The sequence below is a fragment of the Njordella calcicola genome (genome assembly GCF_056494125.1).
Window position 1 is genome coordinate 1,155,332 of the sequence record NZ_CM151396.1, and the last position, 26,871, is coordinate 1,182,202.

A 26,871-nucleotide genomic window follows, 5' to 3' on the forward strand; every position below is an offset into this window, starting at 1 on the left:
CAACAAGTCTTCGTGTGGCGCTAATCATCAAAACACATCCTGCGTGTTCTGTGCTTAGATTCGCAGTAAAATGTTTTTGCGATACATCCAATACAGTATCATCCAAATTGCAAGAAACGTCAGCGTTCCAAAAAGCAATTCCTTCGCTTCTGGACGGATACTCACAGTCGCCCAGCCTAGGTAACGTTGCCAGTTCTCATTAAACCAATCGACAATCGTCCAACTCATGAAATAAGCCGCGATCGAATTAGCTCCTATGACTCGCAAAGGAAACGACCAACGGGTCCAGCCTTGCAAATCGCAAACGATATGGAATCCAAGTAGAAACGCAAAGCACCATGCGCCACTGTAAAGCGTCCATGTGGGAGTCCAAATCCGTTTAACGATCGGACACCAACCTGCGTAGTCCACCAGCAAAGCAAGTCCGGCGCACGTCACGATGGCCAAGACAAAACGTGTAAGACGAGTACGAACGGTCTCTATCGTTCGCAACCAGTTGCCGGCCAGCAACCCCAACAACATTGTGGCAAGAGTGGGTATGAAGCTGATCGTTGCATAACCGCCTGAAGAGTGCGTAAACTCTTTTTGACGAGGAAACAAATTCATCCAAACGGTATCAAACGCCCAGGCCGCGTTCGAATTTTTGTTCCAGTGAGATTCCAAGCCTGGCCGATGATACGGCCAGTCTGCAGGTACGCCTACCGACGCATAATCAAAGTCCATGCTCGGCGCTGGGTAAGTAGCAAACACCAACCAGTAGCCGATTAAGATGACTCCAATTGCCACATAGTGAAAGGCACTGGGTAACCAAGCAATTAGAAATAGGAACGTATAACCCAGTCCAATCTGCGTTAGCGTATCGTCGAACGTGAAGTTGACTTGATCGCGTCCCAAGCTGCGTAAGAAGATACCCAAGAAGATAAGAATCAAGGATCTGGAGACCGCGTGAATCAGCATCTGTTGGAACGATTGCCCGCGAGCCTTACGCGAGAATATTGAAAACGCCAACGCTGTCCCAACCAGGAATGAAAATCCTGGCTGAATCAAGTCATGCAAGGAACAACCAAACCACTCTACATGCGAAGTATGAAAGTAGATAAAGTCCCAAAAGAAATTTCCATGCATCGCATGCGCAAAACGTTCCAGTTGGGTCATCTCCAACAACATTAGGCACATCACTAACCCACGATAAACGTCGATACTGATCACACGCTTGGCAGGACTGGGCCCTGTCGCAGCAGCATCGCTAAGAGGAGGCTGCGCGGAAGGTAAAGCGGTACCGGAATTTCCAAGGAGGGCCGTTGCGTTCATTTCGAAGTCTCATTCATTGCCGTGTCGCTGTTTTGATTCCGAAGGACGTCGAAACGAAATGCGAGCCGCCTGACTTGCTCGCATTACGACACAGTATCGCCGCTGGCTGGGTTGGCGGGCTCGGTGGTGGGGGGAGGGGTAGTTGGCGGTGCAGTGGGAGTGGCTGCTGAAGCGTTCGTCGCGGATGAACGTGCGGCTTCTTCCTGACGTCCAATTTCCAAGACGCCCGCTTGATCATAGTTTGACGAAGGCAAAGCAAGCGGCGAACCGGTCTCTTGCAAATCTAACTCATCATATTCCGTGTGATCGACTTCGCGACGAACGATCAAATAGGTTGCAGCGACCGCAGCCCAGAACAATGATGCGGCTAATCCATAGATAAGGAGTCCCACGAACACTTGCACGAACTGCCATATGCTGTTGGCAAAGCCCGTACGAAGCTGGCTGAAGTTTTCGATTCCTGAACCCGCAGCATAAGCGGCAATGTACGCCCACGAGCCAGCCGCATAGATCGCTGCCACGATGGACGTGAAAAGCGAAATTATCGTACCCGCCACCACCACTGCAATCAGGACCGTGACAGGCCGTTGGAACAAATAAGCTGCGGCACGAGATAATCCATCGAAAGCATCGCTGTCTTTTTCCGTCACGATTGCAGCGGTCATCAACGGGAACCCCAGTAGAACTAGGAGCACCAACCACGCGATCGGAATCACCACCACAAAGGTACCAAGTACACCAATCGCAGCCAGAACTTCACCGATCGTACCAAAGCGGCCAACCCACCCCAACAGAAAAGGAATAACGCACAGGCTGATCGCTGCGAGAGCTGGCAAGCCTGCCGCCTCGAAAATCGCTCGTAGTCTGGCCAACACTAGCTTGAAAGCGCTCGTCCAGCCAATCGTGGTCCTAGCTCCTAATTCCACAACCGAACGGCGGCAGATCACTCCACCTACCACGCCCCACACCAGCACCAGCCAAACAAACAACAAGCCCAACGCTGCGATACCACGCATATCGAACTTCCACGTGATACTGCCCAGTACGCGAATGAAATCCAAACCCAGCCCAGACGAAACACTCCAAATGTCGGGATAGCCCTGGCCGCTGTCGCCGATCTCCCGCGGAACAGTCAGCAAACCTGCGGCTAGCCGCCAACCTAAAAAGGACAGCCAAACCCCCAACGTTGCAAACAAAACGTGCGAAAGACGCCAGCCCAGTCGTACGAAACCGGAAAGGAAAAACCACCATGGCATCGATCGCTGCCAATCAATAGTTACACGAGTAGAACCGACCGCGTGGAGAATGTCGTCGCCGCGTTCCGCAGAAAGCGATCGGTCAGCATCAGTTGAATTTGGCATCTGGATTGAAAAAAGCTCAGTTCGCAGTTTTGGAAAACCAAGATTCTAGTCGTGGAATTGAGCTTTCTTCAACCACAAGTAGATTCGCAATTTCGGGACAAAAGCAAATGTCCGCCAACTAGGAACCTGAAATCTAATCGAATCGCCATTCTCGAACAGGTGGCGGCGGCTCCTCTGGCTCCTCTTCGTCGTCCTCTGACCGAATGTGGGGCATTCCAATTTCTTCGTTCATCCAGCGGCCCAGATCGATTAACTTGCATCGCTCCGAACAAAATGGCATAAACGACGATTTCACATCAAATACGAAGCGTTTTGCACATGTCGGGCAAGCCAGCGTGTTTGAGGCGGGCTGTTTTTTACCGTTTTTCGACCTATTCATTTTCCAACTGCTTCATTTTTCAATTGCGGACAACTAGGCAGCATCGTGCCGCCGATCGTCACTTGAGTGAGCTTCAGCAACGTCCTCATATTCCTCGATCTGCGCAGAAAATACTAGTTGCCAAATCACCGCAAAGAAAGCGGCAATGCTAATTCCGGCCAGCACATCCGTTGGATAGTGCGATCGTGAAGCGATTCGCTGCAAGCAAGCGACCACCGCAATCACAAAAAAGAGGTATCTGCCGCGAGGATAAAGCTGAGATAACGCAAATGCCATCGCTGCTGCCGTCGCGGAATGCCCCGATGGGAATGACCTCACGCCCGTGTCCCAGCCCTTACGTGTCTGCTCAGGAAACCAAGTTCCCGCAATAGCCGTCACATCTTCAAACGTATACGGTCTAGCTCGACTCATCAGACTTTTGGAGAGATTCGCTACGACCATGCTGGTCACGACCAACGCCAGCATCAAGAGAATCTTACGGCGGTTCGCTTTATCAACGGTCAACAAAACAGCAAAGATCGCTAGAACGCCACTGCCATGTGCAAAGGCTTCGGAGAGCTGGAGGGCTTTCTCAATGTCACCTGGCAAATCACGCTGCGACATCCAAGCCACAATAGCGCTGTCCTGAGAGGCGATTGCAATGGCCGCCAAAGGAGCAATCGCTAGTACCAGCACTGGCAAACTGTGCCAAACCCTTTTGGTTTGCATGGGTTGATTCAAAGTCGGCTTCATCCTATAGCGTTCAATTAATCGCAATATCGCCAAGAGTTTTGCGGGCACTGTCGCCTTTTAGCGGGACCAAAAACAAAATTGAACTGAATCGCATTTCAAGAATCGATTATCGCTTGGATCGGCGACTTGAGCTAGCCGCAGAAGTGCGTTTTGGCATTGGCGTCATCCACAGTAAAATGCCAACTAACAATAGCGGCGTGATTAGCATCCACAGTGAAACGGTGTAGGGTTCCGCTTTTTCAGCCGCCGGTTCCAAGCCTGCTTCTGACGGAAAGTTCGCCGAAGTCGCTACCGGTAGAATTGGCTGGAGCGGCGGAGTGTGAATTCCCAAAACCTGGCTATTGCCTGACAAATCGATTGTGTTGCCAGCAAACGCAGGATCTGCGAGCCCGGGCTCCAAGATCGACTGGCTGCGAAATGGCGAAGTTTGCAATTCGCCCGTTTTACTAAACTGCTGCACATTGTCGGCAACTTGTTGAGCGAACGGCGAACTGAGATTTACCGAATCAACCCCCATGGCCGACAGTAGCAGCCCCATGATGATCGAAGCACAAATGAGCAGGAGCCCCAACAAACGCAATCGTGGAGCAATAGAACGGCTTGGCATGGTAGAATCCTTTCTTGGGACAGATTATAAGCCTAGCCCAATTGAGGGTAGACGAATCCTGGCGAAATCTCTACGACTCCGCCTGGTTTTTGGCTCAAACCATACCTTGCAATCAGCCTCGATTTAGGGCCAAGTTGCGTCCCAAAACGAATCCGCAACGCTTGTCGATTGCTATACTAACTAAGATTCGTTTACTTTTGCCCAGTGTAAGGTGGGGTTCGCAGCCATTGAAGATTCGAAAGTCAGAGGAATGAACGACGATACTTATGAATTCTCACGTCCGATTCGTCGCGCGACGGCCTTAAATCCGGTCGATTCGTATTTGTCGGGATCCTGGGAGGCGTTAGGAGCTGGAGCTCCAATCTTGGTCGCGTTAGCCCAGTTATGTTCACAAGCGATTGTCGATCGGCCAAGAATTCCCGACTTATCGGAACTGTCTCATGAAGCACGCGCAATTCTATACGCTGCTCGAAATCGCGGAATCGTCGAGATCAAAGGGCTGCATACCGCTTTTGAAGCCCCGTCTCGATTGGTTGCCGTATATATCGAGGACGAAGAAGGTCTTACGATCGCTTTTCGGGATGCCAGCAATCCCGAAATCACCGTACAATTCTTGGAGGGCTTCCGCGAGCTATGCGTCTTCGGACTGGTGATCCATCACTTGCATCGAGACTTCTCGCTTTCCACGGCAGGTTTTCACCTAGCACGCCTAATTGAATTCGAGGATGTCAAAGAATGGCTAGCGAAAGGGACCGAATTTGGTCTGCACGATTAATTCAGTTTACTATCATCACGGCGATCGGCTTCAGTTTCTTCTTCGTGGTGATGCATTTTTACACCAAGCGCAACAAGGCTCGACTCGACCGCCCTGTACCAGAGGTCATCGACCCAAATTGGGTTATCCAATCAGACGCCAATAAACATCCGTTGGACCCCATCCTGGTCATTGCTCAAGAAGCTTTAGTAAATATGAAGCAGACGGTGATGGACTACACGGCCACCCTGGAAAAGCAAGAGCGGATCAACGGCAAACTGGGAGAACCGCAGTTTATGGAACTGAAGGTTCTCTCTCGATCCCCGCGACCCGGCAGCGATCAGCCTCATCCGCTGCACGCCTACTTCCGATTCATCGAACCTTCCAGCTCAGCCGGTCGCGAAGTCATCTGGATTGAAGGAAAAAACAATGATCGTTTGGTCGTACACGAATCGGGCTTTATGAACGTCATGCGAGTCAACTTAGCGCCCACCAGCGCCTTGGCGATGCGTGGCAACAAGTATCCCGCAAACCAAGTTGGTCTCGAAAACCTACTCAAAAAGCTGATTGAGAAAGGCCTCCGCGATCGATCGCAAAACGACTGCACAGTGGACACCGAGGATAGCCTCACCTGGGAAGATCGTCCCGCACGCAAGATTGTCGTTACTCATCCCGTAAGGAACGAGTCCGTTGATTTTCATCAAGCCGAAATCATTTTTGACCAAGAATTGCAATTGCCCGTTAGCTATACCGCTTACTTATGGCCAACTGCTGACGGCAAACTGCCCATTGAAGAACGCTATGTTTATCGCAATTTGAAAATCAACGTCGGACTTACCGAGGAAGACTTTAATCCCGACAATCCCAACTACAACTTCCCGTGACCCAAGGTAGTAGGCACTCTCCGAGTGCCGTAACAGGGTAGTAGGCACTCTCCGAGTGCCGTAACAAAAACAACCGCAACTCTCCGATTACCAAATCCAGCTTAATCGCATCCTGCGCCGACCGGCTGAATTAACTTTTAAGATAAGCTGTTCGCCAGTTCTTCCTTCGACGAATCCTCGACGATCTTTTGCAGCTTAATCAGCAGTTTCTCACCGCTAGTAATCTCCATCGAGTTGTACTGCATGGACTCCATCCACTCTGGCTGAAGCATGTTGTACGCTGACCGATGTATCGATTCATTCAATTCGGGGTTCGCGGAAATTGATGTGCAGTGTTGGCTTGCCCACTGCTGGCATCCCGAGATCATGAACTGCCATCGCAGCTTTGACTGTCGGTCACGTGCGCCTTGGTCGCTGACTTCGTGGGCATAACTGTTCTTACGATCAAATAGATAGCAGGTAGATCTTTCCGGGGCATCAATCATGCTGATCAATGTATCGCTCCAGGTCTCCATCGACTGGCGAATGCGGTTCAGTCGCATTGCAAGGTCAAGCGGTTGGCCGATCCCGTTGCTCATCAAGTGCAAGCAGCGATTCCTAGAGTCTTCTTGGCCAGAAAAAACGCTTGCTGCGACCGCATGGGAGTCCAAATCAATTCGGTGATCTTCAAGTCGTTTGGCCACAGCACAAATCGATCGGACCAGCAGATCGCTCAAGAAGACTTCTTCAATGGTCGATTGCAATTGCTTCCATATCAATCCGCGATACGAAGCTCCCGTTTCTTCCAAGCACTCGCGATACTCGCGTAATGTTCGATTCCAGGTATCCATGCGCTGTCTGGAGGCCATCCAATACCGATTCACCGCTTCGCGCGGCAAGCACACTCCATTTTCAATCATGGTCTGCGAGTGGTATGTTAGCAAAGCCGCAATATCTACTAACCATCTTGCATGCATCGATAAACTCCAGGTTTGGGGGCTTGAAACCTACGCGGAAATCACAGCGTTCTCTTGCCACCGAGACGACAATAAGCGTTATGCATATCCCAGACCAATCAGCCATGCGGAGGTGCGATCGAAGCTTTTAGGGCAACTGCAAGTGCTTGTTAGATAGCGGCTTAAGTTAGCTGGTTGCCCGCCTAATGGATTCCTGGTCGGTCTGCTTCGGTTGTAAGCTTCAGTCTCGATGTTGCAAACGTTCAACAAATTGTTGACCAAGCACAACGCTCAACCGGAGGCTACCATATTGGGCTACGCTTCTCAAGAAAAGCAGTCAGCCCTTCATTGGCAGATTCCGTAGAGCACATTGTTGCTAGGACACTTGAGCCGCTGGACAAAGCAGTAAAGACGCTTTCGCCGATCATTTCATTCAGCAAGCGTTTACTCATTTGAATCGCTTCCGGCGCGGACTCGGCAGCATCACGCGCCCATTGCTCTGCAGCAACCCAGCATTGATCGCTGGGGACCAAACGATGGATCCAACCCAACGCACTTGCTGTTTTGCCATCGATTCGTTCGTTGCCCAGCATCAACCTGGCCGCCGAACTTGCTCCATAGCGAAACGCTAAGAGCGGAGCGACATGCCCGGAAACTAAACCCAACCGCGGAGCTGGCAAAGCCAAATAAGCGCGTTCGGTCCCGACAACTAAATCGCTCGCAAGCAACATGGCTAATCCAAAGCCCATCGCGCCACCATCGACGGCAGCCACAATCACTTTTGGGAACCGCAACATCTGCTCAATTAATGTTTGCAGTTCCAGGGTCAACTCCTGCCAGCTTTCCAACGCTGTATCGCTATCTTGCATCGTTTCATGCCAAGCTCGCACGTCAACGCCAGAACAAAACGTTTCACCGGTCGAAGTTAAAACGACCGATCGTACCTGCTTTTCTTGTCGCAGGTCTTCAAATGCTTCTTGCAACAGCCCAACCATCTCTTCGTTCAAAGCGTTATGGGCTGCCTTGCGATCAAGAATGATCGTGGCTGTCGGCGCAGTGACTTTGACAGTAATCATTTTCAGTGTACTCCTTGTAAACCTAGGTTTTAAGTTCCACGTGTATTGCCAAACCAGTGGATGTGCATCCGGTCACAGACTTTCAGTCGATGTTCGGTACACCATGGTTGCAACCATTCAATTTGCATCTTTAGTTCGTCGTGGCTGGTGCCTCGCGGCATTAAGTACACTTTGCAATGATCGATGTCATGTAACAAGGTCAAGTACTCAAGGGCTTCTTCGGCGTCTAACACCGAGCCTACGACAAACTTCAACTGGTAGTCTTTCGATGCGGCAATCAGTTCCCGAACAATCTGGGGGCGGTGACGCGTCTCCTCATGCCTGCGATGCCAGAGCGGTTCCGACTGGATATCGGGTGCGCTATTGCTGAGCTTGGGACTGATCGACATCAAATCGCATACGAACGGTTGTTTGGGAAACACCGTGCCAGCAGTCTCGATCGTGATGTGCTTGCCTTGCTCGGACAAACGGTTAGTCAACTCTTCAATGCCGACGGCGATCAACGGTTCGCCACCTGTGATAACTACATGCTCGCATTCAAACTCTAGAACCGCTTGCGCGACGTCTTGAACGCAATAGCTTTCCCCTTCAGGCTTCCAGGATGCGTAAGGTGTATCGCAGAACCAGCAACGCAGATTACAACCACTGGTACGTACAAAAACGCTGGGAGTACCCGTCAGTACACCTTCTCCTTGAACACTCGCAAAGAGTTCGGCAATTCGCATGAGTAAACTGGCGTTTGGGATAAGTTAACGTAGATGATTGTATCGAAGCTCTTCATGACTATCCCAAAACGCTCAACGGGCTGGAAGCCCATTCTACTTCTCGGGTTTTGGGAAAGGCTCTTCGTGCATAATACCCTTGAGCCTCATTCTTGTTTAGACGGGGCGGTTAACCATCGCTAAAAGATTCCCAATTTTGCAGTCGCTTTTCAACCAATGCGTTCACTTGGCATGTTACCTGCAATACGTATCTCCCAAAGCAAATCAAGTCTGCTCAAAGCGTTGACTATGGTTGATGTCTTATCAAGCAGACGATATGCGTAGCCCATCAAGAATTTTGGTGGACACGTTTTCTAGGCGGCTTTGATTTCAACAAGGGGAATGCAAATGGCTGATCGAAAAAAAGTAGTTGATTCAGACGAAGCAGCACGGCTTCGCAATGAAGATCCAATCACCGGCCAGTCCGGGGCTCATCCCGTTGGTGTGGGCGTAGGGGCCGCTTTAGGTGGAGCCGCTGCTGGCGCTGCCGCCGGCGTTGCAGGCGGTCCGATCGGTGCTGTCGCAGGCGCGGTTATTGGTGGTGTGGCTGGTGGGCTTGCAGGCAAAGGCGTTGCCGAGAACATCGATCCAACAGTCGAAGTTGACTATTGGCGAGATGAATATCCCAATCGCGAGTACTATAGCGAAGAACGCAAGTTCGACGACTATGAGCCAGCGTACCGTGCTGGTATCACGGCGTATGATCCCGCTGAACCGCTCGACTGGGAGACACGCGAGGAACTGGCGCGACATGAGTATGAAGCGACCAACCGCAGTCTTGCCTGGGACGATGCGAAGCACGCTGCCCGCGATGCTTACTGTCGTTTGCAACAGAATCGACCCGCTGGCAACATGCAAAACGAGTCGACTGGCGAAGTGCCCAACATTGGCAATACCGAGCAGTCGCATCGTCGAAGGTAACGCTCGGTAAGACCTGTTTCGGAATTTTTGAGCGTCTGGTTACACATCTTGATTTGTAACAGGCGCTTGAATCCTGGAGCGCTGACTGGGTTGGCAGGGGCAAGGTTGAAGGTGATGACCTTTTGATCACAATAGCACTAGGCTCTACGTCATCGAGCGTGATGTTGACACAAGTCGTCTCACTCGCACAAGGAGTGTCAGCCATATCTCTGTTGTTAGCGCTGCAGTACCTGAGTTCTGCATTGGCGGTACGATTCAAATCAATAAATGGACTTCTAAAGGCCAAGCCCACCCTCCTGTTCTATCGCGGCGAATATTTGCTCGACGAAATGCGCCGTGAGCGTGTCACTAGGGACGATCTATTATGCGGACTCCGACAGCAAGGTTTCGGTGATCTGGCTGCAGTTGACGCGATAGTCTTGGAATCGGATGGTTCGTTAAGCGTCGTGTCGCAGGGTATGAAGGAAATCGAGCGAGCCGGACAGCACGGGCTAATTGGCGTCAATTCAGCCAAGCGGACGACTGAGCAAGTGAAGTAGGCTAGAAAGCCCCTAGTCGAATTCCCCTTTTTGACTAAAATCGGATCTCATTGAAAGTTTCGGGCTGTAGCGAAGCCTGGTATCGCGCTTGGCTGGGGGCCAAGAGATCGCAGGTTCAAATCCTGTCAGCCCGACTTTCTTTCAAAATAAGCCCTTCGGCCAAAACGTCGAAGGGCTTTCTCATTGTGGAACAAAGAGTTACGTCATCAAGACGGCAGTTCAAAAACACAATTTCGAGCAATCTACGTTTTGTAGCATAATCTGCTATAACCCATTTCTCTTTAAGGGTTTGCGAAAGTTCAAACACTTTGGTAGCTAGTTCCGCGGTTTCATCATGCGACCGGTCTAAAACGTCTAATTGGAGTTTGATAGAAGCCAATCGGTCTCGCAGTTCCGTATGTTTCCGAGCGTATGTCTCTTGATCGATGTCTTCCGATAATCGCATGTTGAGCAGTTTGTCTTGCTGAGCCACGATGAGCGATTCTTGACGCTGAAGCTCTGCTCGTTGTGCAATGGAGCTCGCCTGTGCATCGCGCGTTTGTGAAGCGAGAACTAAGCGGAACCAATCCCGCACTCCTTCATCTTCTACCCGCATCTTATCGAAGATCGCCATCACCTGAGCTTCAAGGTGAGCTTCCGGAATACGTATGCGTGGATGTCCAGGCTTAGTGTATTGACTACAGCGATAGTAGACATAATACCGCTCTCCGTTCTTGGTTTTCTTTGTGACCCGTTCACCGGTGATTGGATGGCCACAATGTCCGCACTGGATGAATTCACCGGCATAGGTAATTGAAAGTGAGTGATAAATATGTCCACCAAGTAAGTTTTGTACTCGATCCCAAGTTGCTCTATCAACCAGTGGTTCATGCTTTCCTGGATACCACTGTCCGTGAAACTCGATTTCACCGATGTATGATCGATCTCGTAGAATAGTATGAACTGAACTCCGTGGAAACTTGGGTACCGAATCGCGAAATTGTCGCCCCTCATCGCTCAACTGCTTGACCAGCGTATCTAGTGTGTGGTTCTCATAGGCAAATAGATGAAAAATTCGCTTTACATTGTCAGCGGTCTTCGGCTCCACGGCGACCATGCCCCGCCCATTCTTACGAATGTTTTTATAGCCGTAGGGCGCACGCGCTACGAACCAACCTTCCTGGACGCGGCGGGCCAGACCTTCGCGTACATCCACCGATTGCTGTTCGGTGTAGAAACTAGCCATATTGGCTAGAGTACGTCGCATCATACGACCAGCGGGCGTACTTTCTGTTGGTTGCGATACCGAGATAAATGGTAGTTCGTATTCCGATTCCAGTCGCTCCAGTTCCACGTAATCAAATAGATTACGAGCGGCCCGGTCTACCTTGTAGAAGAGCAAGCCATCCAGGAGGCCAGCATTCTTCTTGGCATAGCTGACCAGTTCGCGAAATGTCTTGCGTTGATCGCCTTTACTTGCTGTTTCCGCGATGCGGAACAACTTAACAATCTCGCCTCCTGCTTGTTTGGCATAGCGTTGCAATGCTTCTTCTTGAACTTCCAGGCTAAAGCCTTCGCGTTCCTGTTCACGGCTGCTGACTCTCGCCAACGCTGCGTATCGCTTCAACATCGCTTACTCCTGAAAGCACATCGATCAGTCGGCCCACACTCATAATCATTGCAAGTGCATCCTCAGCTGACAATTGTTCGGAGTAAAAAGGTTGCCAAATATGTATAGTCCGTTCGACCAGGTTGGCGGTGACCCAGTTGGGAGCACCGGACGGAACCGTTACGTTTGAATCAGATTGTGGCATTGCCTGCTGGTTCACTTGCTCAGCCCATGGATTGCGATAGTCTTACGATTGCCCATGCTTGAAGGTCGCCATCTGTCCAGTTGGCCAGCAGCAATGCCGTCATTTAGCTCGGTGAGAATTCAGCAAGTTTCTCCCTCGAGAAAATCCATTCGGGACCGTATTGGTCCGAGAATTGGATTATTTGCTTGACGAATGTTGGATAGTGGCGAGTCACACCCCCAAAAACCGCTATAACGACCGCGTCTCTGGGGACGAGTCAAGAGTGCCCGTCGTGCACCCGAAGGCAGGTGCGCGACGGCTTATGCCCGCCCGACTCAAAGGTAAGGCTATCGCGGAATGAATTCGCGAACGGCGTCGAATGCAACGACCCATTCTGGGCCGATTCTGTCCCACGTTTCGCAAAGTTGATTAAACGTGTACTGCCAGCTCGGCAGAAGGCTTCCAAAAAGTTGCTTGTCCACGGCATCCATTTTCGCACTCGTAAGGGAAACGATTCGCTCAGCGAGATGCTTTTTTAGTGCGTTCGGTACGCCGTCGAGAGACTCGTAGCTGAAAAGTTCGATCACATCGCTTTTCAGCGACGATTCGTTCAACAAGCAATCCAGCATGAGCGAATCGCCAATTCCTACCAAATCCCGCTTCCGTGGTCGGTATCCCTCGCCCGTGCTTTTGAGCTTCACCAGCATCGCAATTCGTCGCGGACAAAGAGCCCGAACAACGGGGCTAGTCAGCGTCAATGCAGAATGGAAGCCAACTTCATAGCAGAGCGCCGCGAACGCTTCTTGGTCCAGAAATTCTGACGCTGTGCGATCACGCATCCATCGTGAAAATCGATTGATTGACCTCGCGATATCGAACGATACGGCGACTCTAAAATTGCAATCCAGTTCGTCGATGCCAGATTTTGCCCTGTGCTGATTGTAGCATACGATATCTTTCCACATCAGAGATCGCCGCTTGACTTCATCCGGCACGAAGGGTAGCAGTTTCTCGAACTCATCGGAACTATTGTCCAGCAAAACTCGGCGCATGCGAAGTTTCGCAATTTTGGCGTCTGTAATCATCTTCATTATCCTTCAAACAAAAGGGATACTAAATGAAGCAAGCCATCGCCGACCTCGTTCTCGTCCTACGTTGCGTGTGGCATAATTGCATGTGCGACGGTTCATCATGCCTTGCAACGGATAGCGAGAAATCGACGAATCGGGAAGACCCGGCTTGCCTCAATTACGTAGGCGATGTCCGGGTTTTCTTTTCCAGTTCCCGGCCATCACCATTGCCCCGCGGGCACCTGAATTTTTCGAGTTCAAGGTGGCATAAAACTGGAAATTCCTGCGTGAAACGACGGTTCAACTGCGTTTCACGGGCGTTTCGCATTGGCTGCACTCACTGCGATCTCACGACAATCCGATGTCATTTATGCTTCACCAGCCTTTGGCCACTGGTGAGGTATATCCCCGACTCGCACAAAGTGTCCAACAAGACACCCGAAAGAAAAATGTTGCTAACGATTCTAAACGTGCTATTTAGTTATGCATGACAGAGGATTTCAAACAGACACCTGTCGGCGAATCGGGGCTGGATCGATGGCTAACCCCTGCCGATAGTGCTAAAGCCGTATACGGTTTGCTGACTAAGCATACCGACGATTCGGCAGCAGTCGCTAGGGCTGCTTTCACTCCGGCACAATGCGCCTTGTTGAGCGACACGAAGGGTATACTTATGGGGATTGCAAATGGTAGAATTGCAAGCGGACAAGAACGTATCCGATCGAATATTGTAGAAGTGATTTCCTTATTCGACCCCTCCGGCTACTCAACCGCAGAACAGTCAGATACAATCCGCGTGCTCTGCGATATACTCCAGCAGGCATCAACAGCTGGCCTAACAATCGAAGGCAATGCGTTTCCCCACGCAAAGAACAAAGCAGAATTCAGTCGCTAGCATCCTATTCATTACCAAGCAAGGAAAAGGCAACTTTGGAACCGCGGCTTCGAGTTAATCCGAATGTGCTGAAAATGCTCGAAGACTCCGGATGGACGGCCGAGCGATTGCGTCTCCATATCGCTGAGAACTCTACAAAACTTGGAGTTGGGCATCGCGTCTGGCTTATGTTCATTCAAGTCCCGACGGAGAAGTCAAAGGATAAATGCGGAGCAGTTTTTTCAACATACCAAAGATTTTGTTGCTTCATCAATGAGACACTAGGGACGAACCTTACGTACGACCAGTTTTGCGTGAAGGAAGATGTGGAGAAGATTCCAGTACTTCTCCGCACGTTTGAAGCTAAGTTTGATGCAAATGGGCAACCCGAACTTCCTGTTGCGTCCTCGCGTGTTTCACGGAAATGGCTACTACTTGCACTCTCTCTCGCGTCCTTTATCGGCATTGCGATAGTTTGGGGCTATAGCATCAATCGAAATGCAGTCGTGAGCAACAACGGGGCCGTAAAAGCTCCGGAGTTCGAAGTGTTTGTTCTTCCCAAGAGCTCGCAAACTTCCAGGCCTGTTACCGAAGTAGAATTGCCAATTACCCCGGGTGACGCTATGCAATTCCGTGTGAGATCAGAAGAACCCTATCACTATTATTTACTTTGGCTGGATGCAAAGGGTGAGGTTACGCCGCTTTGGCCTTGGCCGAAAATGACTTGGCAGGACAAATTTGATGATCGACCGCGACTCGAACTCACGTATCCAGCAGGGCTGGATTACTTTCAGTTGCAGCCGGATCACGAAGGACTTCACTCGGTCATATTGTTGTACGCTCGCAACCCGATTACTGACTTCGAAAAGATACGACAAACGCTAGCCGCTATCGACTACATGCAGGATGGACTGCTTCCAGTCTCCAGCAGCCTGATGGCTGAGATAAGCAACGGCCGCTCGGCAAGGTCGTTGAATCGTTTCCCACTTGATTCTATGCAAACTAGAAAAGACAATAATCCCTTAGAAGTCATACGGCAAACTTTGAGTAAATCTCCCTTTGACGGTGACGTCTCAACTAAAGCGATTTTGTTTGCATTTGGAGAGCGAGAGTGAGTCTTCAACGACTGATTTTCCTTGGCCTTTTAGTTTTGGCTCCTCGAGCGTCGGTCGGCCAAGGTTTCGATGCTCCATTTCCAAAAAGTGTCGACGAGTGCTCTGTGTCGGAAATCTGGGAAGGAAGTTGTCTAACGCACGGATTTCTGCTCCAGGTTACGGAAGATGAAATCGTTGAAAAAGCAATCTCACTTGGGCTTAATCAACAATTAGACGATTGTCGCTCGCTCATCGAGTACGTAGGAAGGTATCGATCCAATAGACGCAGTCACGCAAACCTTGAACAAGTCTTGGATGATGAGCAATCCTTTTCAACTGCTGCAAAATCGCGAAGCAAGCGTTGGGTTGATGCAGCATTGACATTCTATCAAGAGAAGCCCAGTGTCAGCGACGGTGAACTCTACGCACTCGTTAGGTCTGAAAATAGACGCTCAACAAAGTCGTTGTACCAAAATCTTGCGTGTTTGCGACATATGGAACGCCATGTTGATACAGGCCGGTCGAAGCGGCAGTCGCTTCGGTGTGATGTGACTGAGGAGCTTTGGTTCCATTCTTCAGATTTAAAAAGCGAAGCAATTGCACGCCAAATCGAAGAAATCAATAGTTCATTAGCTAAGAGTGCCAATGAGATGGGCGTTGGTGTGATAGACGAACTTCGCGAGACGCACAGTGCAAGTCTTGCCGAATGGAGTACAGCCATCCCTCATGGCAGTGCGGTGATTGAACTCGTCGAATATGAGCCAATTACGCGTCCCGATCTACCAACTGTTTCAAACAACAGGCAATATGTTGCATTCGTCTCATTTCCAACCAGGAAAGCCAATCAGCTTCCTTACCAAATACACAGTCCTAATGGACATCAGACGAACTACGACATGCCAAATGTGACGCGAGTTGACATGGGGCTATCGAAGGAAATCGACGATCTCATCAAGCTATGGAGATCGGAGATCACTGCACAGAAAGACACTGTAGCAACGTCTGCTCAGCTGTATCGAAAGATTTGGGCACCACTGGCGCCCGTACTTAAGGACACACCTAAGATTTATGTGGTGCCTGAAGGAATGTTTCATCATCTTCCATGGGCCGCCCTACCCGACCGCAACGGAAAGAGTGCCTTGGTTGAGAAGCATTGCTTTATAGAGCTTCCCTTTTCGGACTATATAGCACAGGCAGGTGCAGAAAGTTGTATTGACCAGGTGGCGTGGCCAGATCCTATGCACGAAAGCAAAATCGTGAGTGCGTGCGGCGTTGCGAAAGACCTCGCCTTTGGTCAAGTAACGTCGGACTTCTTGAAGTCTCAAATACCTTCCGACCGTTTGTCCATTATTTCCGGTGGGCAAGCGACTGTCGACCGCGTGATGGAAGAATTACCCCACGCTTCAGTAGTTCAGTTCGATACTCACGGCATGTACTCTCAGTCTGCGCTTAACAGCGCCAGGAAATCGCAGTTCTTAGAGACATTATCTACGCAACACAGTTTGATTTTCTCAGCGCTGTTTTTAGCTGAAGCAAGCAACGATGCTGTCTATAGGACCTCAACGCTTTCAGGCTACATGATTTCCGAATGCGATCTATCAAATCTGCAGTTGGCAGTCCTGGCCGCCTGCCAAACTGACTTGGGCGAGATGGAATATGGCGAGGGTGGGTTCGCACTGCCGAGAGCCTTCCACCTTGCTGGCTGCCGGGATGTAATATCAACAATTTGGAATGTGGATGACCAAGCAGCTGCCGTTTTCACAATATGTTTGTACCAAGAACTTGCACGAGGAAAGTCTGTGTCAGAAGCATTCCACCAAACACAACTGGCTGCCTATCGCGGGAAACTCGGAATTGACACTAAGTCCAACCAGCGCTTTCCAATCGATCCGAATTCTATTCGACAGGGCACTACTAGCAACGAACAGCCCCTCGTCAATAAACCGAATTATTTGCCGCCGGTTTACTGGGCAGCCTTCCAGTTGTCCGGACCTGGCGACCACAATCCTCTAGGCAATTAACCTTCATTCTGGACGGCGATTGCCAATTAGGTCGAAATTCGTTCCACCGTGTTCCTCGTTACTTGCCGCTGTCGGCGATCGTATAGTTCGGTCACTCGACTATCCGCGTGACCAAGCAACAATTGCACTTCACTTAACGACACGCCTTGTTCAAGAAGGTCTGTTGCTATCTTCGCCCGAAAGGAGTGTGGCGACAAGGACGTCGGAAGATTTGCCGCTTTTAGTCGCCGTTTGATCATGCGACAAATATCAACTCCCGAGATCGGTGTTTCCGTAAGTTGCCCCGTTTGCCCCTTACAAGTTCGAAAGAGCGGGAAGTCTTTCTGACTGGCGGAATGATGGACATGATTGACGTACGCAAGAAGCAGAGTTTCCAGATCCAGGCGCACAGGAATCACCCTTTGCTTCGATCCCTTTTCCGAAAAGCGAAGCACGCGTTGAGCACCTTCATCGACAAGGTCACGGATCTTCAATTTGGCGATTGCACCCGCCCTAACGGCCGTGAAACTCAAGATGCCGATAATTGCGCGATCGCGCAGATCGATTGCGGTTCGGGGCTCAATTGATCGAAGTAGCCTGCGGGTCTGCTCGACTGTAATCAAAGGTGTCTTACCCTCAGTAACCGAGTAGCGTTCTGTCCTAACTGACAGCGCCGGATTCAAGATCAAGATGTGTCGGAGCACGAGCGTATCGAACAACCCGCGAATGGCAGCCATGTGCAGCTTCTTGGTAGGAATGCTTCCCCGATGTTCATCAAAATAACGACCAATTATGCCAGGAGTTGCATGCTGCAAATCAACTTGTTGAAGTTCTAGCCAGTTCAGGAATCGCCGAACCGCGTATGCGTAGGCTTTCCTGGTGTGCGGATTTCGCAATTTCCCGACAAAGAATTCGTCCCAAGCATAGCGGCCCTGGGCTCCGAATTGAGCGATACTCGGCGGGAGCGATTCGATGAGACCTGCCAGATCACGATGGGTCAACGCGGGTAGAACTTCTTGCATACAATTCCTTTGTCGTCATTTGCCGTTTCATCGTTGCACATGCTTACGTTGCATACTAGGCGGCAACTGACAAAGCCTCTGTGATGTTAAGAACGTTTTCGAAGTGTTTCTTTGCCTTCTTCCCAAATGCATCATCGGCAGTCACTAGCGGAACAGCCAATCGTTGCGCCATAGCGAGGTAGATGCAATCCGGAAGTACATGTGAGAGCTTCAACGCAATCTCATGCCCGAAAGCGACGTCACGTTGATCGTCTTCGAGCCGCAAAACGTTTGTGGTGACAGCATGAAGCCAGCGGTCACGGTATCCCAATGCATCAGGGGCAGTAATCTGTTTGTCACGAGCTCTACGTGTGATTGCTCCTGCGACTTCATACTTTGCCAAAACGGGCCCTACTAGCTTAAGGCTACAGCTCAGCAAGCGAATTGCATCTGCCGAATCGTCCTCAACCAAGAACCACTTCACGGCAATACTGGCATCTACGACCAGCATCACAACGACTCGCGTTGTTCTCGAATGAGATCGAGGGAAGAAGGCAAAACTCCATATTTCTTACGAGCTTTTTCAAGCTGCGAGAGGGATTCCTGGGCAAAAGCACGTTGCGAATCCAGTGCCGACTGTCTGAGCACAGCGCGAAGGTGTTGCTCAAGCGAGCAGCCGAGTCGATCTGCAAGGTCACGATGTACTCCCACGACCCAATCGTCCAGGTTCCTAACTTTGACTTGCCCCATACCGCTTCCTTTCTTTTTTGGTGGCGAAATCCAATATTGCCACAGCTTACACATGGGGTCAACCAAAAGGTGCGCGAGAGCCATTTCTGACAAATTCGGTGTTTTCCGCGATGCCACCAGACAAGCAAAACGGGGTTATCTGCAGTGGTGGCATTCTCGCTCGCGTTAACCAACTGTTAACCTGCAGCAAATAACCCCTTTTATTTATCACCCGCATGGGGCCGGTGTCAAACTTGAGCGACTGGTGCATTTAGAGGACTTGCGTTAATTTCAGACACAGGACGGTTCGTCATGGTGCACGAACGCGGGGCATTCCAGACGGCTAGGTAAACTCAAGATTGCTCCGGCGTCGGCCACCGGGGCAAATTCACGGGACTGAATTCTCTGTCGTTATTTGACCCAAGGCACGCTCTACTATGTAACACGGGACCGTGCACGCCAATGGCTTTTGTGTTGTCATCGTGAAATTGACCTCTCAGTCAGAGGTGGCTTACGACTGCGACAGCGGGCATCCCATGACTTCGACAATGGATATCCATGCGCGACCTAAATTAAGACGCCCTGTCCACACATTCAGCTTAACTTAGCGGCTCGGATGACCAGTGCCGTATCCATTGAGCACGATTCGGCACCAAGGGTTGGTTCAAGGCGTGGATGTAATTTGGCAGCAAGTAGCACGCAGCAGAATGCACAAACTGCGTGCCACCTCGTCGTGAAGTACTTTCTTGATGCCGTGGCAGCATTCCTGGTATTAGAACAGCGAGCGCCGCCCGTCTCCGCACGTTATGGTATGATGTTGTTTAGCCGAAGAAATGAATCCATGGAGGGTAGGACATAGAAAACCAGCCCCTTTGCGAAATGCGGTTAAGCAGTACGCAACCAACACATCCCTTTTGAAAACCGAACACAAAGCCCCACGAGGGGACACTATTGCCAAGACGAAAAGTCAGCCGTGACCTTTGTCAACAATCCATGATCACCATAAGCTTGTGTCTTGAGTGCGTACCGAATAGTTTAAGTCAAAAATGTCGAATGCAAACCTTGTTCGCTATAGCCGTGACGGAGACCAATTTCATTACTTGTGGGCGGCTCGGCGATGCCTTCTACTCCTATCATCAAAAAGCGATTTGGTTTCTATCAGCATCGAAGGCCCATCTCCGAACGAGCGACAAGGTGAACCTCCAACTGATGTGGGTGAGGAAGTTATCGACATTGCAGAATATTTCGGCAGTGAAAACATCCAAGATGCTCGGCTATTCCGATACATGCAGCTCAAACATTCAACGGTGCGTTCAGCCGATCCGTGGACTGCAAGCGGTCTTCAAAAGTCCATTGAAGGTTTTGCAAAGCGATATAAAGACCTGCTTCAAAGATTAGCCGTTGATGCGCTAGCGGAAAAGGTCCAATTTTGGTTCGTCACCAACAGGCCCATCAGCTCGGACTTCGCGGACGCCGTCGCTGACGCTGCGGCTGGAGCAGTCCCGCGTAATCTCGATGAATTTAGTAAGTTAGAACGTTTCGTTGGTCTACACGGCGATGAACTCGCGGCGTTCTCGAAACTCCTGCACTTCAAAGGCGGGCAAGATGATTACTGGGATCAGCGAAACATTCTGTTTCAGGAGGTAAGTGGTTATCTACCCGGTGCGGATGTTGATGCACCTATACAACTGAAAGAGCTTGTCACCAGAAGAGCGCTCTCTGAGGGAGAGGGCAATCCAGTTATCACGAAGTTTGATGTCCTCAGAGCATTGAAAACCGATGAGGATCTTCTCTTTCCAGCCAATTGCCTGATCGAATTGCTCGATTCCGCAATACCGCGTGCGCAGGAAGCAAACCTGATTCGCAAAATTGTCGAGGCACAATCGCCGGTGATCGTTCATGCATCAGCTGGAGTGGGCAAGACTGTCTTTGCGACACGCATCACACGCGGTCTTCCCGACGGATCTATGGGCATCTTGTATGATTGCTTTGGCAACGGCCAATACCGCAATTCGATGGGCTATCGCCACAGACACAAAGATGCCCTCGTGCAAATCGCTAATGAGCTTGCAGCTAAGGGACTTTGTCATCTCCTGATTCCTGCCGATCATGCCGACGTCTCATCCTATATGCGAGCGTTCATTTACAGGCTCAAGCAAGCTGCAACGCAAGTGAGGCTTGCCAACGCAAGTGGACTCCTATGTCTCGTGGTCGACGCTGCCGACAATGCGCAAATGGCTGCAGAAGAAATCGGTGAATCCCGATCATTCGTTCGCGACCTCATACGTGCTAAAGTGCCAGACAATGTTCGCCTTGTTTTCCTTTGCCGGTCGCATCGTCAGAACGCCCTTGATCCACCTGTAGAGTCGATACGTTGCGAGTTAGAGCCGTTCAGCCGAGAAGAAACAGCAGCGCACCTTCAGCAGACATTTGCGGAAGCAAACGAACACGATGTTTCGGAGTTTCATCGCCTAAGTTCACACAACCCACGTGTTCAGGCACTCGCGCTATCACGCAATAATTCTCTTTCTGAGACGCTGCGACTGCTTGGCCCCAATCCCACAACCGTGGATGACACAATTGGGAGTTTATTGGAAAGTGCCATTGCTAAGCTAAAGGACGATACGGGTCCCATAGAGAAAGTCCAGATTGACAAGATATGCGCTGGCTTAGCTGTCATGCGTCCATTAATTCCCATTCCTATCTTGTCGCAAATGTCAGGCGTTGATGAGGGAGCTATAAAGAGCTTCGCTATCGACATCGGTCGTCCGCTACTTGTGGCTGGCGATACAATTCAGTTTTTTGATGAGCCTGCCGAAACGTGGTTTCGGGAGAAATTCAAGCCTTCGAAAGACACGATGGAGGGGTACATAGCAGGTCTTACTCCCCTTGCCACGACGAGTGCCTATGTTGCGTCAGTGCTACCTCAATTATTACTGGAATCCGGAAGGTTTTCTGAGCTGGTCGAGCTCGCTCTCACCTCTTCAGCTCTTCCTGAAACAAGTCCATTGGAAAAGCGAGACGTTGAGTTACAGCGGTTGCAGTTCGCGCTGAAAGCATGCCTTCGAGTTAAACGCCATCTCGATGCAGCCAAATTGGCATTGAAAGCTGGAGGCGAGATGGCGGGTGACGACCGGAGCCGGAGAATTCTGCAAGCGAACACCGATCTAGCGGCTGCTTTTTTAGATTCGGAACTCATTCAGGAACTGGTATCGCGCCGGACGTTCGGATCAGGCTGGATCGGGGCTCATCACGCCTATGAGGCTTCTTTGTTGTCGGGCCGTCGAGAGCTTTTGGGCGATGCGCGAAGTCGGTTGCGGATGGCATATGAATGGTTGCGCAATTGGAGTCGACTACCGCCGGACGAGCGACGTGATGAAAAGATATCGGATGAGGATATCGTCGAACTTACGTTGGCAGACATTAACATTCATGGTTGCAAAAGTGGGGCACATAACCTTGGAACCTGGCGGCCACGCGACGTGTCGTTCCGCGTCGGCAAGTCAGTAACAAGGCGTCTAATCGACCATGGTCGCTTTGACGAAGTGGAAGCACTTGCACTGGCCGCTGGCAACAATCTTTGCCTCATACTTGCAATTGCCGTTGAGCTGCGAGAAGTCCAACGTACGCCTCCAATGGACGTTACGCAGCGTGCCCTCCGGTTATTGGCAAACTCGCGGATTAAACTCTCAGATGGCCATGCTTGGGATGACCGTGAATCCGCGCTTAATGCTGTAACAGCAATCGTCGAAGCTGGCCTGCAGCTTGGGGCAAGCACCCATGTCGAAGCATCCGAGATTCTTTCTCGCTACTTACCTGCTGAGCCGCCCAGGGTTCTGGCATCACAATACTCCAAAGCCAGGGTGCCAATTTTGCGAGCATATTGTCTACGGGCTGCCTTGCGAAAACAGGTACTAGATCTCCGGGATTTGGCCCATTCTGAGCTGCGTGTCGAGATCGACGAGAAGAAGCACTATTCTAGGTCAAGTGATCTGGTGGAATTTCAAGAGGACATTGGCGCACTGCTTCCCTGGTACCAGCTTTGGGCTTCGACGCTTCTCGGCCGTGTTGCGAAAGCAACTCTTGACGACGAACTGAAACGAACGCGCCAGGCATCTGACAGCGCGCAACAAAACGCTTATCGGGACGAATTCCACACGTCGAACCAAATCGCTTATTTATGGTGGGACATTATGCACCGGCTTGACGCAGTCGATGCAAGCAACCTCGCCGCGTTTACTGAATGGAAGAGCGGCCTAAAAAGGCCGCTCTTTACTCCTACGCTGACCAGTCTCGCTCGGCTGTCCGGTCAGAAAGAGAGCACCAAAGAAAGTGCAATCGATCTTGCTCTTGAGGCATTTAACCTCACGAAGGAGGAGCGGTCAGATGCCGAAAACAAATCAGAGGGGTACGTCAATGCAGCACGCGCCATCTTTCTAGTGAGTCAAGCCGATGCAGCTGCATACTTTAATGAAGCTGTTGAGGTCGCGAGCAAGATTGGCGACGAGAACCTGTCTCGCTGGGACTCTATTTTGGACTTAGCAGATCGTGCCGCTCGTCGTGATCGCCCGTCACCAGAGACCGCGTACCACTTCGCACGCTGTGCTGAGTTGACTTACGACTATGTCGTCCGAGATAAGTACTTCAATTGGGAAGCAACTATTGAGGCACTTTGTGGTCTTTGTCCGGCATCTACCTTGGCCATTTTGAGCCGATGGCGAGACCGAAGTTTCGGATGGTCCGAGCGTATACTTCCTGTTGCGATAAACCAACTCATCAAAAACGGCGTTTTGGGAGCGCGGGATACGTTACCCCTTATCGGATTTCGTGCAAATTGGAGATACGATCAATTGCTCGGCAGTGCGTTATCGGAATGCACGTCGATAGATGAGCGTGCTACCACCGCCGCATACGTCTTTCGCTACATGCAGTTTAGTGGAGGTGACTTTTCTGCTGTAATGAGGTGTACCTCGAAGCATGGAATTGAGCTAAAAGCTCTGGATGAGATCACTAAGTTTGAAGAGGCAAAGAGGCTAGTCGTCCAAGGTAAAGAATCCGAAGCTGTAACAGAATTGATGAGTTACGCGAAAGCAGCGCCAGCAGGGACTTGGGACGCTGTTTTCTCCGGCCAGAATTTGGCCGAACCTGATGGGCTGGTAAAGGCCTATGGAAATTTCAAAAAGACGGAAGCACCTTGGATACACGAGAGATTTTTCAAGGAAGCCATAGCGCGTGTACCCGCTGGTTCCGAGGCATTATTCATTGAAGCTGTCGCAAAAGTTCCTGATTTCGAACTCTTTCACTTAAAGGAATTTTTTGAAGTTGCACCCATCGGATGGAAGGACCGGCCAGCTACTCGACGCGCTTTGGCGACTACTCTCAAAGTCTTTTGTCGTCGGTACTGCATGCAAATTGCAAGAAACAGGTACTTTGAAGTATTGCCCTTCACGACTGCTTGTACACTTGCAGGGATACGTGAAAGCGAATTATTCGACGTTGTGCTCGACGCGGTCGGTCAATCGTCCGCCCTGGCAAACTCGGACAGGTTATTCTCGTTGGTCGGCCTTCTCGCGACTAAGCTTTCTGAAGATGAGGCGCTTGAAACGCTAGATTTCGGTCTCGACCTTCTTACTCCAATCTTGCAGGATCGGGATGGGGATGGCCCATGGTCGAATGGGCTACTGCCTCCCGCGGATGCAAAGGTTGCTCTAGCAGGCTACATTTGGACATCAATGGCAGCGCCGGAAGCCGCCCTGCGATGGGAAGGGTCGCATGTGGTTCTCGGGCTAGCTACATTGAGGCGGCAGGATCTTATTGGCCATTTATTCAATTTTGCAATAAGAAGGCAGGGCGGTCCTTTTGTCGACGCAAGGCTACCGTTTTATGGCCTCCATGCTTTCCAATGGTTCCTTTTCGGCGTGGCGCGTGCCGCGACTGAGTTCCCAGAAGCGTTCGTGCCGTTTGCAGGTCAAATCGCGGATTGGGCGATCAAAGATCAGACTCATGTTCTACTCCGGCTTTTGGCTGCACGCTCGGCGCTCGCGCTGATGAATAATGGGTGGCTTGCTGACACGAATGGTCTCAAGGATCGACTCGTTAACATCAACCAATCCCCCTATCCCATTGTTGATTCAAAGTCCTATGGACGTATCAGTGCCACGGCAAAAGTTCACACACCCGCGAACGACGATGATCGATACTACTTTGACTACGACATTGGGACTTACTGGTATCCATCTCTCGGTCGAATTTTCGCGTTGTCTGGAGACGACATCGAATCCGAGGCGTTGAAGATAATCAGAAACGCATTCGGCTACAATGCGCATGGGCGCTGGGATGACGACGAACGCAGCAAACGTCAGCTTTATGAAGAAGGGCACACGCATCATTCTCACGGGTCGTATCCCCGTGCCGACAATTTGCATTTCTATCACGCCTATCATGCCATGATGATTGTTGCGGGAAATCTCTTGGCTAGGACGCCCACTCATCGTGATTCTGAGTCTGGCGAGAATGACGAGTTCGCAGACTGGCTCGATCGCCATGAATTGTCGCGCGTCGATGGACGCTGGCTTTGGGACAGACGTGATCCGGTGCCATTGGAACGGTATTCGTGGCAGGATCGAACGAAGGATGACGACACAGACCATCGCATCACGTCAAACGATTTCGACGAGGCTCTTAACATCGGAGGCATGTTCAACGTATGGGGGACCTGGACAACGGCTGACTCTAAGTTTGAGCAGTCGAACCGAGTTTACAGCGCATTGGTAACTCCAGATAAATCTCATTCACTTCTCAGAGCACTTGGGACAGCCCGAAATGTTTATGACTACGCCATACCGAGCGCAGGAAGTGAAATGGAAATCGATAAGTTCGGCTTTGCTCTCAAGGGATGGATAGTCGACCACTGTCGCGACCAGGGATTAGATGGTATGGATCCTTGGTCCGGCGGAATCAGTTTTCCTCCACCTTCGCCGGCACGTTTCATAGTTGAATTGATGACTCTTACCACTGACTTAGACGATAGATATTGGAGAAACTCTGAAGCATTAGTTGTGATGACCTCGAAAGTCTGGGGCCATTTCGATGAAGCAAAGCGTCACGAGAACAGCAATCCTGAACGCGGTAGTCGACTTCAAGCAAATTTAGACTTTATCACTGAATTGCTGGCGAAGCTTGGTCGTGATTTGATAATTGAGCTCCAGATAGATCGTCGGCGTCAACGTCGACCTTATGAAAGCAGAGTTGAAAATGACGATGAACGAATCCCAACTAAAGCAAAGCTCTACCTCCTCGGAAAAGACGGTCAATTCACAACACTCTGATGCTATCGTGAAACTGGGGCGTAAACTCGTAGATGAACTTGGGCTAGAGCCGTCAGTTGATACCCTTGGCCGTTGGATGTCGCACCACCTAGCTGAACTTATCACCAAGTGCGAAACGGAAGACGGAGAAGCCAAAGAATTAGCAAAAAAGGAATGCTTTAACGCCATTCTAACGCTTTGGAGGCATCGCCGCGAGTTGCCCAATGGCAAGCGACCCTTTGAGGACATGGTGCCGATTGTCAGGGCTGTTGCGAGCTTAGACCCAGAAGACGAAACCCCACGTTATTTCCGCGAGATGCGTCATCGCAAAGAATCCAATGCAGAGGAATCTGACGTAGAGTGCTGGCTGGATCTAGCAGATGACCTCGACTATTCGGCTAAGTTACTAATCCGACACTGCTTAACACAGGCCGCAAATTCGGCTACTGACAAATCCAAAGAGTGGGTTAAGTACGCAATGGATGCCGGCTTAGATGATGGCCCATTCGAGATTGTGATAAAGCTTGTCTCCCTGGAGGATGAGTCTAGCCTTAACCAAATACTGCGTGAGCAATTGGAGGGGCGAATAGCGCGACTTAAAGCCTTCGTGAGTAAAGCTGGTGCTCTTGTTGAAACCTTGGAGTTACAGCTGAGTTCAAATGAAGAAGGCGTAGAGGAAACGCCCCCACCTGAGAGCAGATAAAAGAACTGATGCATGAGAGTTTTGGAATTTATTTGCAAAACGAGAGCCGCGACGATGGGAG

22 protein-coding genes and 1 tRNA gene are annotated in these 26,871 nt (G+C 50.6%); 10 read left to right on the forward strand and 13 right to left on the reverse strand.

Features of this window, described 5'->3' with window-relative positions; genetic code table 11:
- Positions 1-54: 54 nt before the first annotated feature.
- The 5 genes from SH302x_RS04390 to SH302x_RS04410 form a co-directional block, all read right to left on the reverse strand.
- Positions 55-1,311: an acyltransferase family protein gene (locus SH302x_RS04390; protein ID WP_479367528.1), complete on the reverse strand. Its 1,257-nt coding sequence runs from the start codon at positions 1,309-1,311 to the stop codon at positions 55-57.
- Positions 1,312-1,394: 83 nt separating this feature from the next.
- A complete protein-coding gene (locus tag SH302x_RS04395; protein ID WP_479367529.1) occupies positions 1,395-2,672 on the reverse strand; it encodes a hypothetical protein in 1,278 nt (425 codons plus the stop codon).
- Positions 2,673-2,805: 133 nt separating this feature from the next.
- Positions 2,806-3,051, reverse strand: coding sequence for a DNA gyrase inhibitor YacG (gene yacG / locus SH302x_RS04400; RefSeq protein ID WP_479367530.1), 246 nt, complete (start codon positions 3,049-3,051; stop codon positions 2,806-2,808).
- A 33-nt stretch (positions 3,052-3,084) separates the two neighbouring features.
- Positions 3,085-3,759, reverse strand: coding sequence for a phosphatase PAP2 family protein (locus SH302x_RS04405; protein ID WP_479367531.1), 675 nt, complete (start codon positions 3,757-3,759; stop codon positions 3,085-3,087).
- A gap of 130 nt (positions 3,760-3,889) precedes the next feature.
- Positions 3,890-4,390, reverse strand: a complete 501-nt coding sequence (locus SH302x_RS04410; RefSeq protein ID WP_479367532.1) for a hypothetical protein — start codon at positions 4,388-4,390, stop codon at positions 3,890-3,892.
- A gap of 250 nt (positions 4,391-4,640) precedes the next feature.
- Between SH302x_RS04410 and SH302x_RS04415 the strand changes: the two genes are divergently transcribed.
- Entirely contained in the window at positions 4,641-5,165 is a 525-nt protein-coding gene (locus tag SH302x_RS04415) for a hypothetical protein (RefSeq protein ID WP_479367533.1), read from the forward strand.
- Positions 5,126-6,028: a DUF1571 domain-containing protein gene (locus SH302x_RS04420; RefSeq protein WP_479367534.1), complete on the forward strand. Its 903-nt coding sequence runs from the start codon at positions 5,126-5,128 to the stop codon at positions 6,026-6,028. The genes SH302x_RS04415 and SH302x_RS04420 overlap by 40 nt, the downstream gene beginning before the upstream one ends.
- A gap of 137 nt (positions 6,029-6,165) precedes the next feature.
- Here SH302x_RS04420 and SH302x_RS04425 read toward each other — a convergent pair whose 3' ends face one another.
- From SH302x_RS04425 to SH302x_RS04435, 3 genes are all read right to left on the reverse strand, one after another.
- Positions 6,166-6,984 carry a hypothetical protein gene (locus tag SH302x_RS04425; RefSeq protein WP_479367535.1) on the reverse strand — a complete coding sequence of 273 codons (819 nt, stop codon included), beginning with the start codon at positions 6,982-6,984 and terminating at the stop codon, positions 6,166-6,168.
- Positions 6,985-7,265: 281 nt separating this feature from the next.
- The gene (locus tag SH302x_RS04430; RefSeq protein WP_479367536.1) at positions 7,266-8,039 is read right to left on the reverse strand and encodes an enoyl-CoA hydratase/isomerase family protein; all 774 of its coding nucleotides are present in this window, start codon (positions 8,037-8,039) and stop codon (positions 7,266-7,268) included.
- 29 nt (positions 8,040-8,068) lie between these two features.
- The gene (locus SH302x_RS04435) at positions 8,069-8,764 is read right to left on the reverse strand and encodes a 7-carboxy-7-deazaguanine synthase QueE (RefSeq protein WP_479367537.1); all 696 of its coding nucleotides are present in this window, start codon (positions 8,762-8,764) and stop codon (positions 8,069-8,071) included.
- 384 nt (positions 8,765-9,148) lie between these two features.
- Here SH302x_RS04435 and SH302x_RS04440 point away from each other — a divergent pair, with 384 nt between their 5' ends.
- From SH302x_RS04440 to SH302x_RS04450, 3 genes are all read left to right on the forward strand, one after another.
- Positions 9,149-9,721 (forward strand): hypothetical protein, encoded by a 573-nt coding sequence (locus tag SH302x_RS04440; protein ID WP_479367538.1) that lies wholly within the window; start codon positions 9,149-9,151, stop codon positions 9,719-9,721.
- A 161-nt stretch (positions 9,722-9,882) separates the two neighbouring features.
- Positions 9,883-10,260, forward strand: coding sequence for a DUF421 domain-containing protein (locus SH302x_RS04445; protein WP_479367539.1), 378 nt, complete (start codon positions 9,883-9,885; stop codon positions 10,258-10,260).
- Positions 10,261-10,320: 60 nt separating this feature from the next.
- Positions 10,321-10,394: transfer RNA gene (locus tag SH302x_RS04450), tRNA-Pro, on the forward strand.
- Here SH302x_RS04450 and SH302x_RS04455 read toward each other — a convergent pair.
- Both SH302x_RS04455 and SH302x_RS04460 read right to left on the reverse strand, forming a co-directional pair.
- A complete protein-coding gene (locus SH302x_RS04455; RefSeq protein WP_479367540.1) occupies positions 10,376-11,869 on the reverse strand; it encodes a recombinase family protein in 1,494 nt (497 codons plus the stop codon). The genes SH302x_RS04450 and SH302x_RS04455 overlap by 19 nt on opposite strands.
- 510 nt (positions 11,870-12,379) lie before the next feature.
- Positions 12,380-13,117, reverse strand: a complete 738-nt coding sequence (locus SH302x_RS04460) for a hypothetical protein (protein ID WP_479367541.1) — start codon at positions 13,115-13,117, stop codon at positions 12,380-12,382.
- Between the two features lie 472 nt (positions 13,118-13,589).
- Between SH302x_RS04460 and SH302x_RS04465 the strand changes: the two genes are divergently transcribed.
- The 3 genes from SH302x_RS04465 (at position 13,590) to SH302x_RS04475 (ending at position 17,091) form a co-directional block, all read left to right on the forward strand.
- Positions 13,590-13,997 carry a hypothetical protein gene (locus SH302x_RS04465; protein ID WP_479367542.1) on the forward strand — a complete coding sequence of 136 codons (408 nt, stop codon included), beginning with the start codon at positions 13,590-13,592 and terminating at the stop codon, positions 13,995-13,997.
- 74 nt (positions 13,998-14,071) lie between these two features.
- Positions 14,072-15,091: a hypothetical protein gene (locus tag SH302x_RS04470; RefSeq protein WP_479367543.1), complete on the forward strand. Its 1,020-nt coding sequence runs from the start codon at positions 14,072-14,074 to the stop codon at positions 15,089-15,091.
- 290 nt (positions 15,092-15,381) lie between these two features.
- A complete protein-coding gene (locus tag SH302x_RS04475; protein WP_479367544.1) occupies positions 15,382-17,091 on the forward strand; it encodes a CHAT domain-containing protein in 1,710 nt (569 codons plus the stop codon).
- Positions 17,092-17,117: 26 nt separating this feature from the next.
- Here SH302x_RS04475 and SH302x_RS04480 read toward each other — a convergent pair whose 3' ends face one another.
- The 3 genes from SH302x_RS04480 to SH302x_RS04490 are packed head-to-tail and all read right to left on the reverse strand — an operon-like array spanning position 17,118 to position 18,875.
- On the reverse strand, positions 17,118-18,092 hold the full coding sequence (locus SH302x_RS04480) for a tyrosine-type recombinase/integrase (RefSeq protein ID WP_479367545.1): 975 nt from the start codon (positions 18,090-18,092) through the stop codon (positions 17,118-17,120).
- Between the two features lie 55 nt (positions 18,093-18,147).
- Positions 18,148-18,582: a type II toxin-antitoxin system VapC family toxin gene (locus SH302x_RS04485; RefSeq protein WP_479367546.1), complete on the reverse strand. Its 435-nt coding sequence runs from the start codon at positions 18,580-18,582 to the stop codon at positions 18,148-18,150.
- A complete protein-coding gene (locus tag SH302x_RS04490) occupies positions 18,582-18,875 on the reverse strand; it encodes a FitA-like ribbon-helix-helix domain-containing protein (protein ID WP_479367547.1) in 294 nt (97 codons plus the stop codon). Before SH302x_RS04490 ends, SH302x_RS04485 begins: the two co-directional genes overlap by 1 nt.
- A 971-nt stretch (positions 18,876-19,846) precedes the next feature.
- On the opposite strand from SH302x_RS04490, the gene avs3a reads away from it, so the two are divergent.
- Both avs3a and avs3b read left to right on the forward strand, forming a co-directional pair.
- Positions 19,847-26,128, forward strand: a complete 6,282-nt coding sequence (gene avs3a, locus SH302x_RS04495) for an AVAST type 3 anti-phage nuclease/ATPase Avs3a (RefSeq protein WP_479367548.1) — start codon at positions 19,847-19,849, stop codon at positions 26,126-26,128.
- A complete protein-coding gene (gene avs3b, locus SH302x_RS04500) occupies positions 26,055-26,810 on the forward strand; it encodes an AVAST type 3 anti-phage protein Avs3b (protein WP_479367549.1) in 756 nt (251 codons plus the stop codon). Before avs3a ends, avs3b begins: the two co-directional genes overlap by 74 nt.
- The last annotated feature ends 61 nt before the right edge of the window (positions 26,811-26,871 follow it).

Bases quoted from the DNA above. Each gene is read 5' to 3' on its own strand.
- SH302x_RS04465 (WP_479367542.1), top strand. From the start codon at position 13,590: ATGACAGAGGATTTCAAACAGACACCTGTCGGCGAATCGGGGCTGGAT.
- SH302x_RS04390 (WP_479367528.1), bottom strand. From the start codon at position 1,311: ATGAACGCAACGGCCCTCCTTGGAAATTCCGGTACCGCTTTACCTTCC.
- SH302x_RS04485 (WP_479367546.1), bottom strand. From the start codon at position 18,582: ATGCTGGTCGTAGATGCCAGTATTGCCGTGAAGTGGTTCTTGGTTGAG.
- SH302x_RS04420 (WP_479367534.1), top strand. From the start codon at position 5,126: ATGGCTAGCGAAAGGGACCGAATTTGGTCTGCACGATTAATTCAGTTT.
- SH302x_RS04460 (WP_479367541.1), bottom strand. From the start codon at position 13,117: ATGATTACAGACGCCAAAATTGCGAAACTTCGCATGCGCCGAGTTTTG.
- avs3b (WP_479367549.1), top strand. From the start codon at position 26,055: ATGACGATGAACGAATCCCAACTAAAGCAAAGCTCTACCTCCTCGGAA.
- SH302x_RS04405 (WP_479367531.1), bottom strand. From the start codon at position 3,759: ATGCAAACCAAAAGGGTTTGGCACAGTTTGCCAGTGCTGGTACTAGCG.
- yacG (WP_479367530.1), bottom strand. From the start codon at position 3,051: ATGAATAGGTCGAAAAACGGTAAAAAACAGCCCGCCTCAAACACGCTG.
- SH302x_RS04445 (WP_479367539.1), top strand. From the start codon at position 9,883: ATGTTGACACAAGTCGTCTCACTCGCACAAGGAGTGTCAGCCATATCT.
- SH302x_RS04425 (WP_479367535.1), bottom strand. From the start codon at position 6,984: ATGCATGCAAGATGGTTAGTAGATATTGCGGCTTTGCTAACATACCAC.
- SH302x_RS04480 (WP_479367545.1), bottom strand. From the start codon at position 18,092: ATGCAAGAAGTTCTACCCGCGTTGACCCATCGTGATCTGGCAGGTCTC.
- SH302x_RS04410 (WP_479367532.1), bottom strand. From the start codon at position 4,390: ATGCCAAGCCGTTCTATTGCTCCACGATTGCGTTTGTTGGGGCTCCTG.
- SH302x_RS04470 (WP_479367543.1), top strand. From the start codon at position 14,072: ATGCTCGAAGACTCCGGATGGACGGCCGAGCGATTGCGTCTCCATATC.
- SH302x_RS04490 (WP_479367547.1), bottom strand. From the start codon at position 18,875: ATGTGTAAGCTGTGGCAATATTGGATTTCGCCACCAAAAAAGAAAGGA.
- SH302x_RS04415 (WP_479367533.1), top strand. From the start codon at position 4,641: ATGAACGACGATACTTATGAATTCTCACGTCCGATTCGTCGCGCGACG.
- SH302x_RS04430 (WP_479367536.1), bottom strand. From the start codon at position 8,039: ATGATTACTGTCAAAGTCACTGCGCCGACAGCCACGATCATTCTTGAT.
- SH302x_RS04395 (WP_479367529.1), bottom strand. From the start codon at position 2,672: ATGCCAAATTCAACTGATGCTGACCGATCGCTTTCTGCGGAACGCGGC.
- SH302x_RS04440 (WP_479367538.1), top strand. From the start codon at position 9,149: ATGGCTGATCGAAAAAAAGTAGTTGATTCAGACGAAGCAGCACGGCTT.
- SH302x_RS04435 (WP_479367537.1), bottom strand. From the start codon at position 8,764: ATGCGAATTGCCGAACTCTTTGCGAGTGTTCAAGGAGAAGGTGTACTG.
- avs3a (WP_479367548.1), top strand. From the start codon at position 19,847: ATGTCGAATGCAAACCTTGTTCGCTATAGCCGTGACGGAGACCAATTT.
- SH302x_RS04455 (WP_479367540.1), bottom strand. From the start codon at position 11,869: ATGTTGAAGCGATACGCAGCGTTGGCGAGAGTCAGCAGCCGTGAACAG.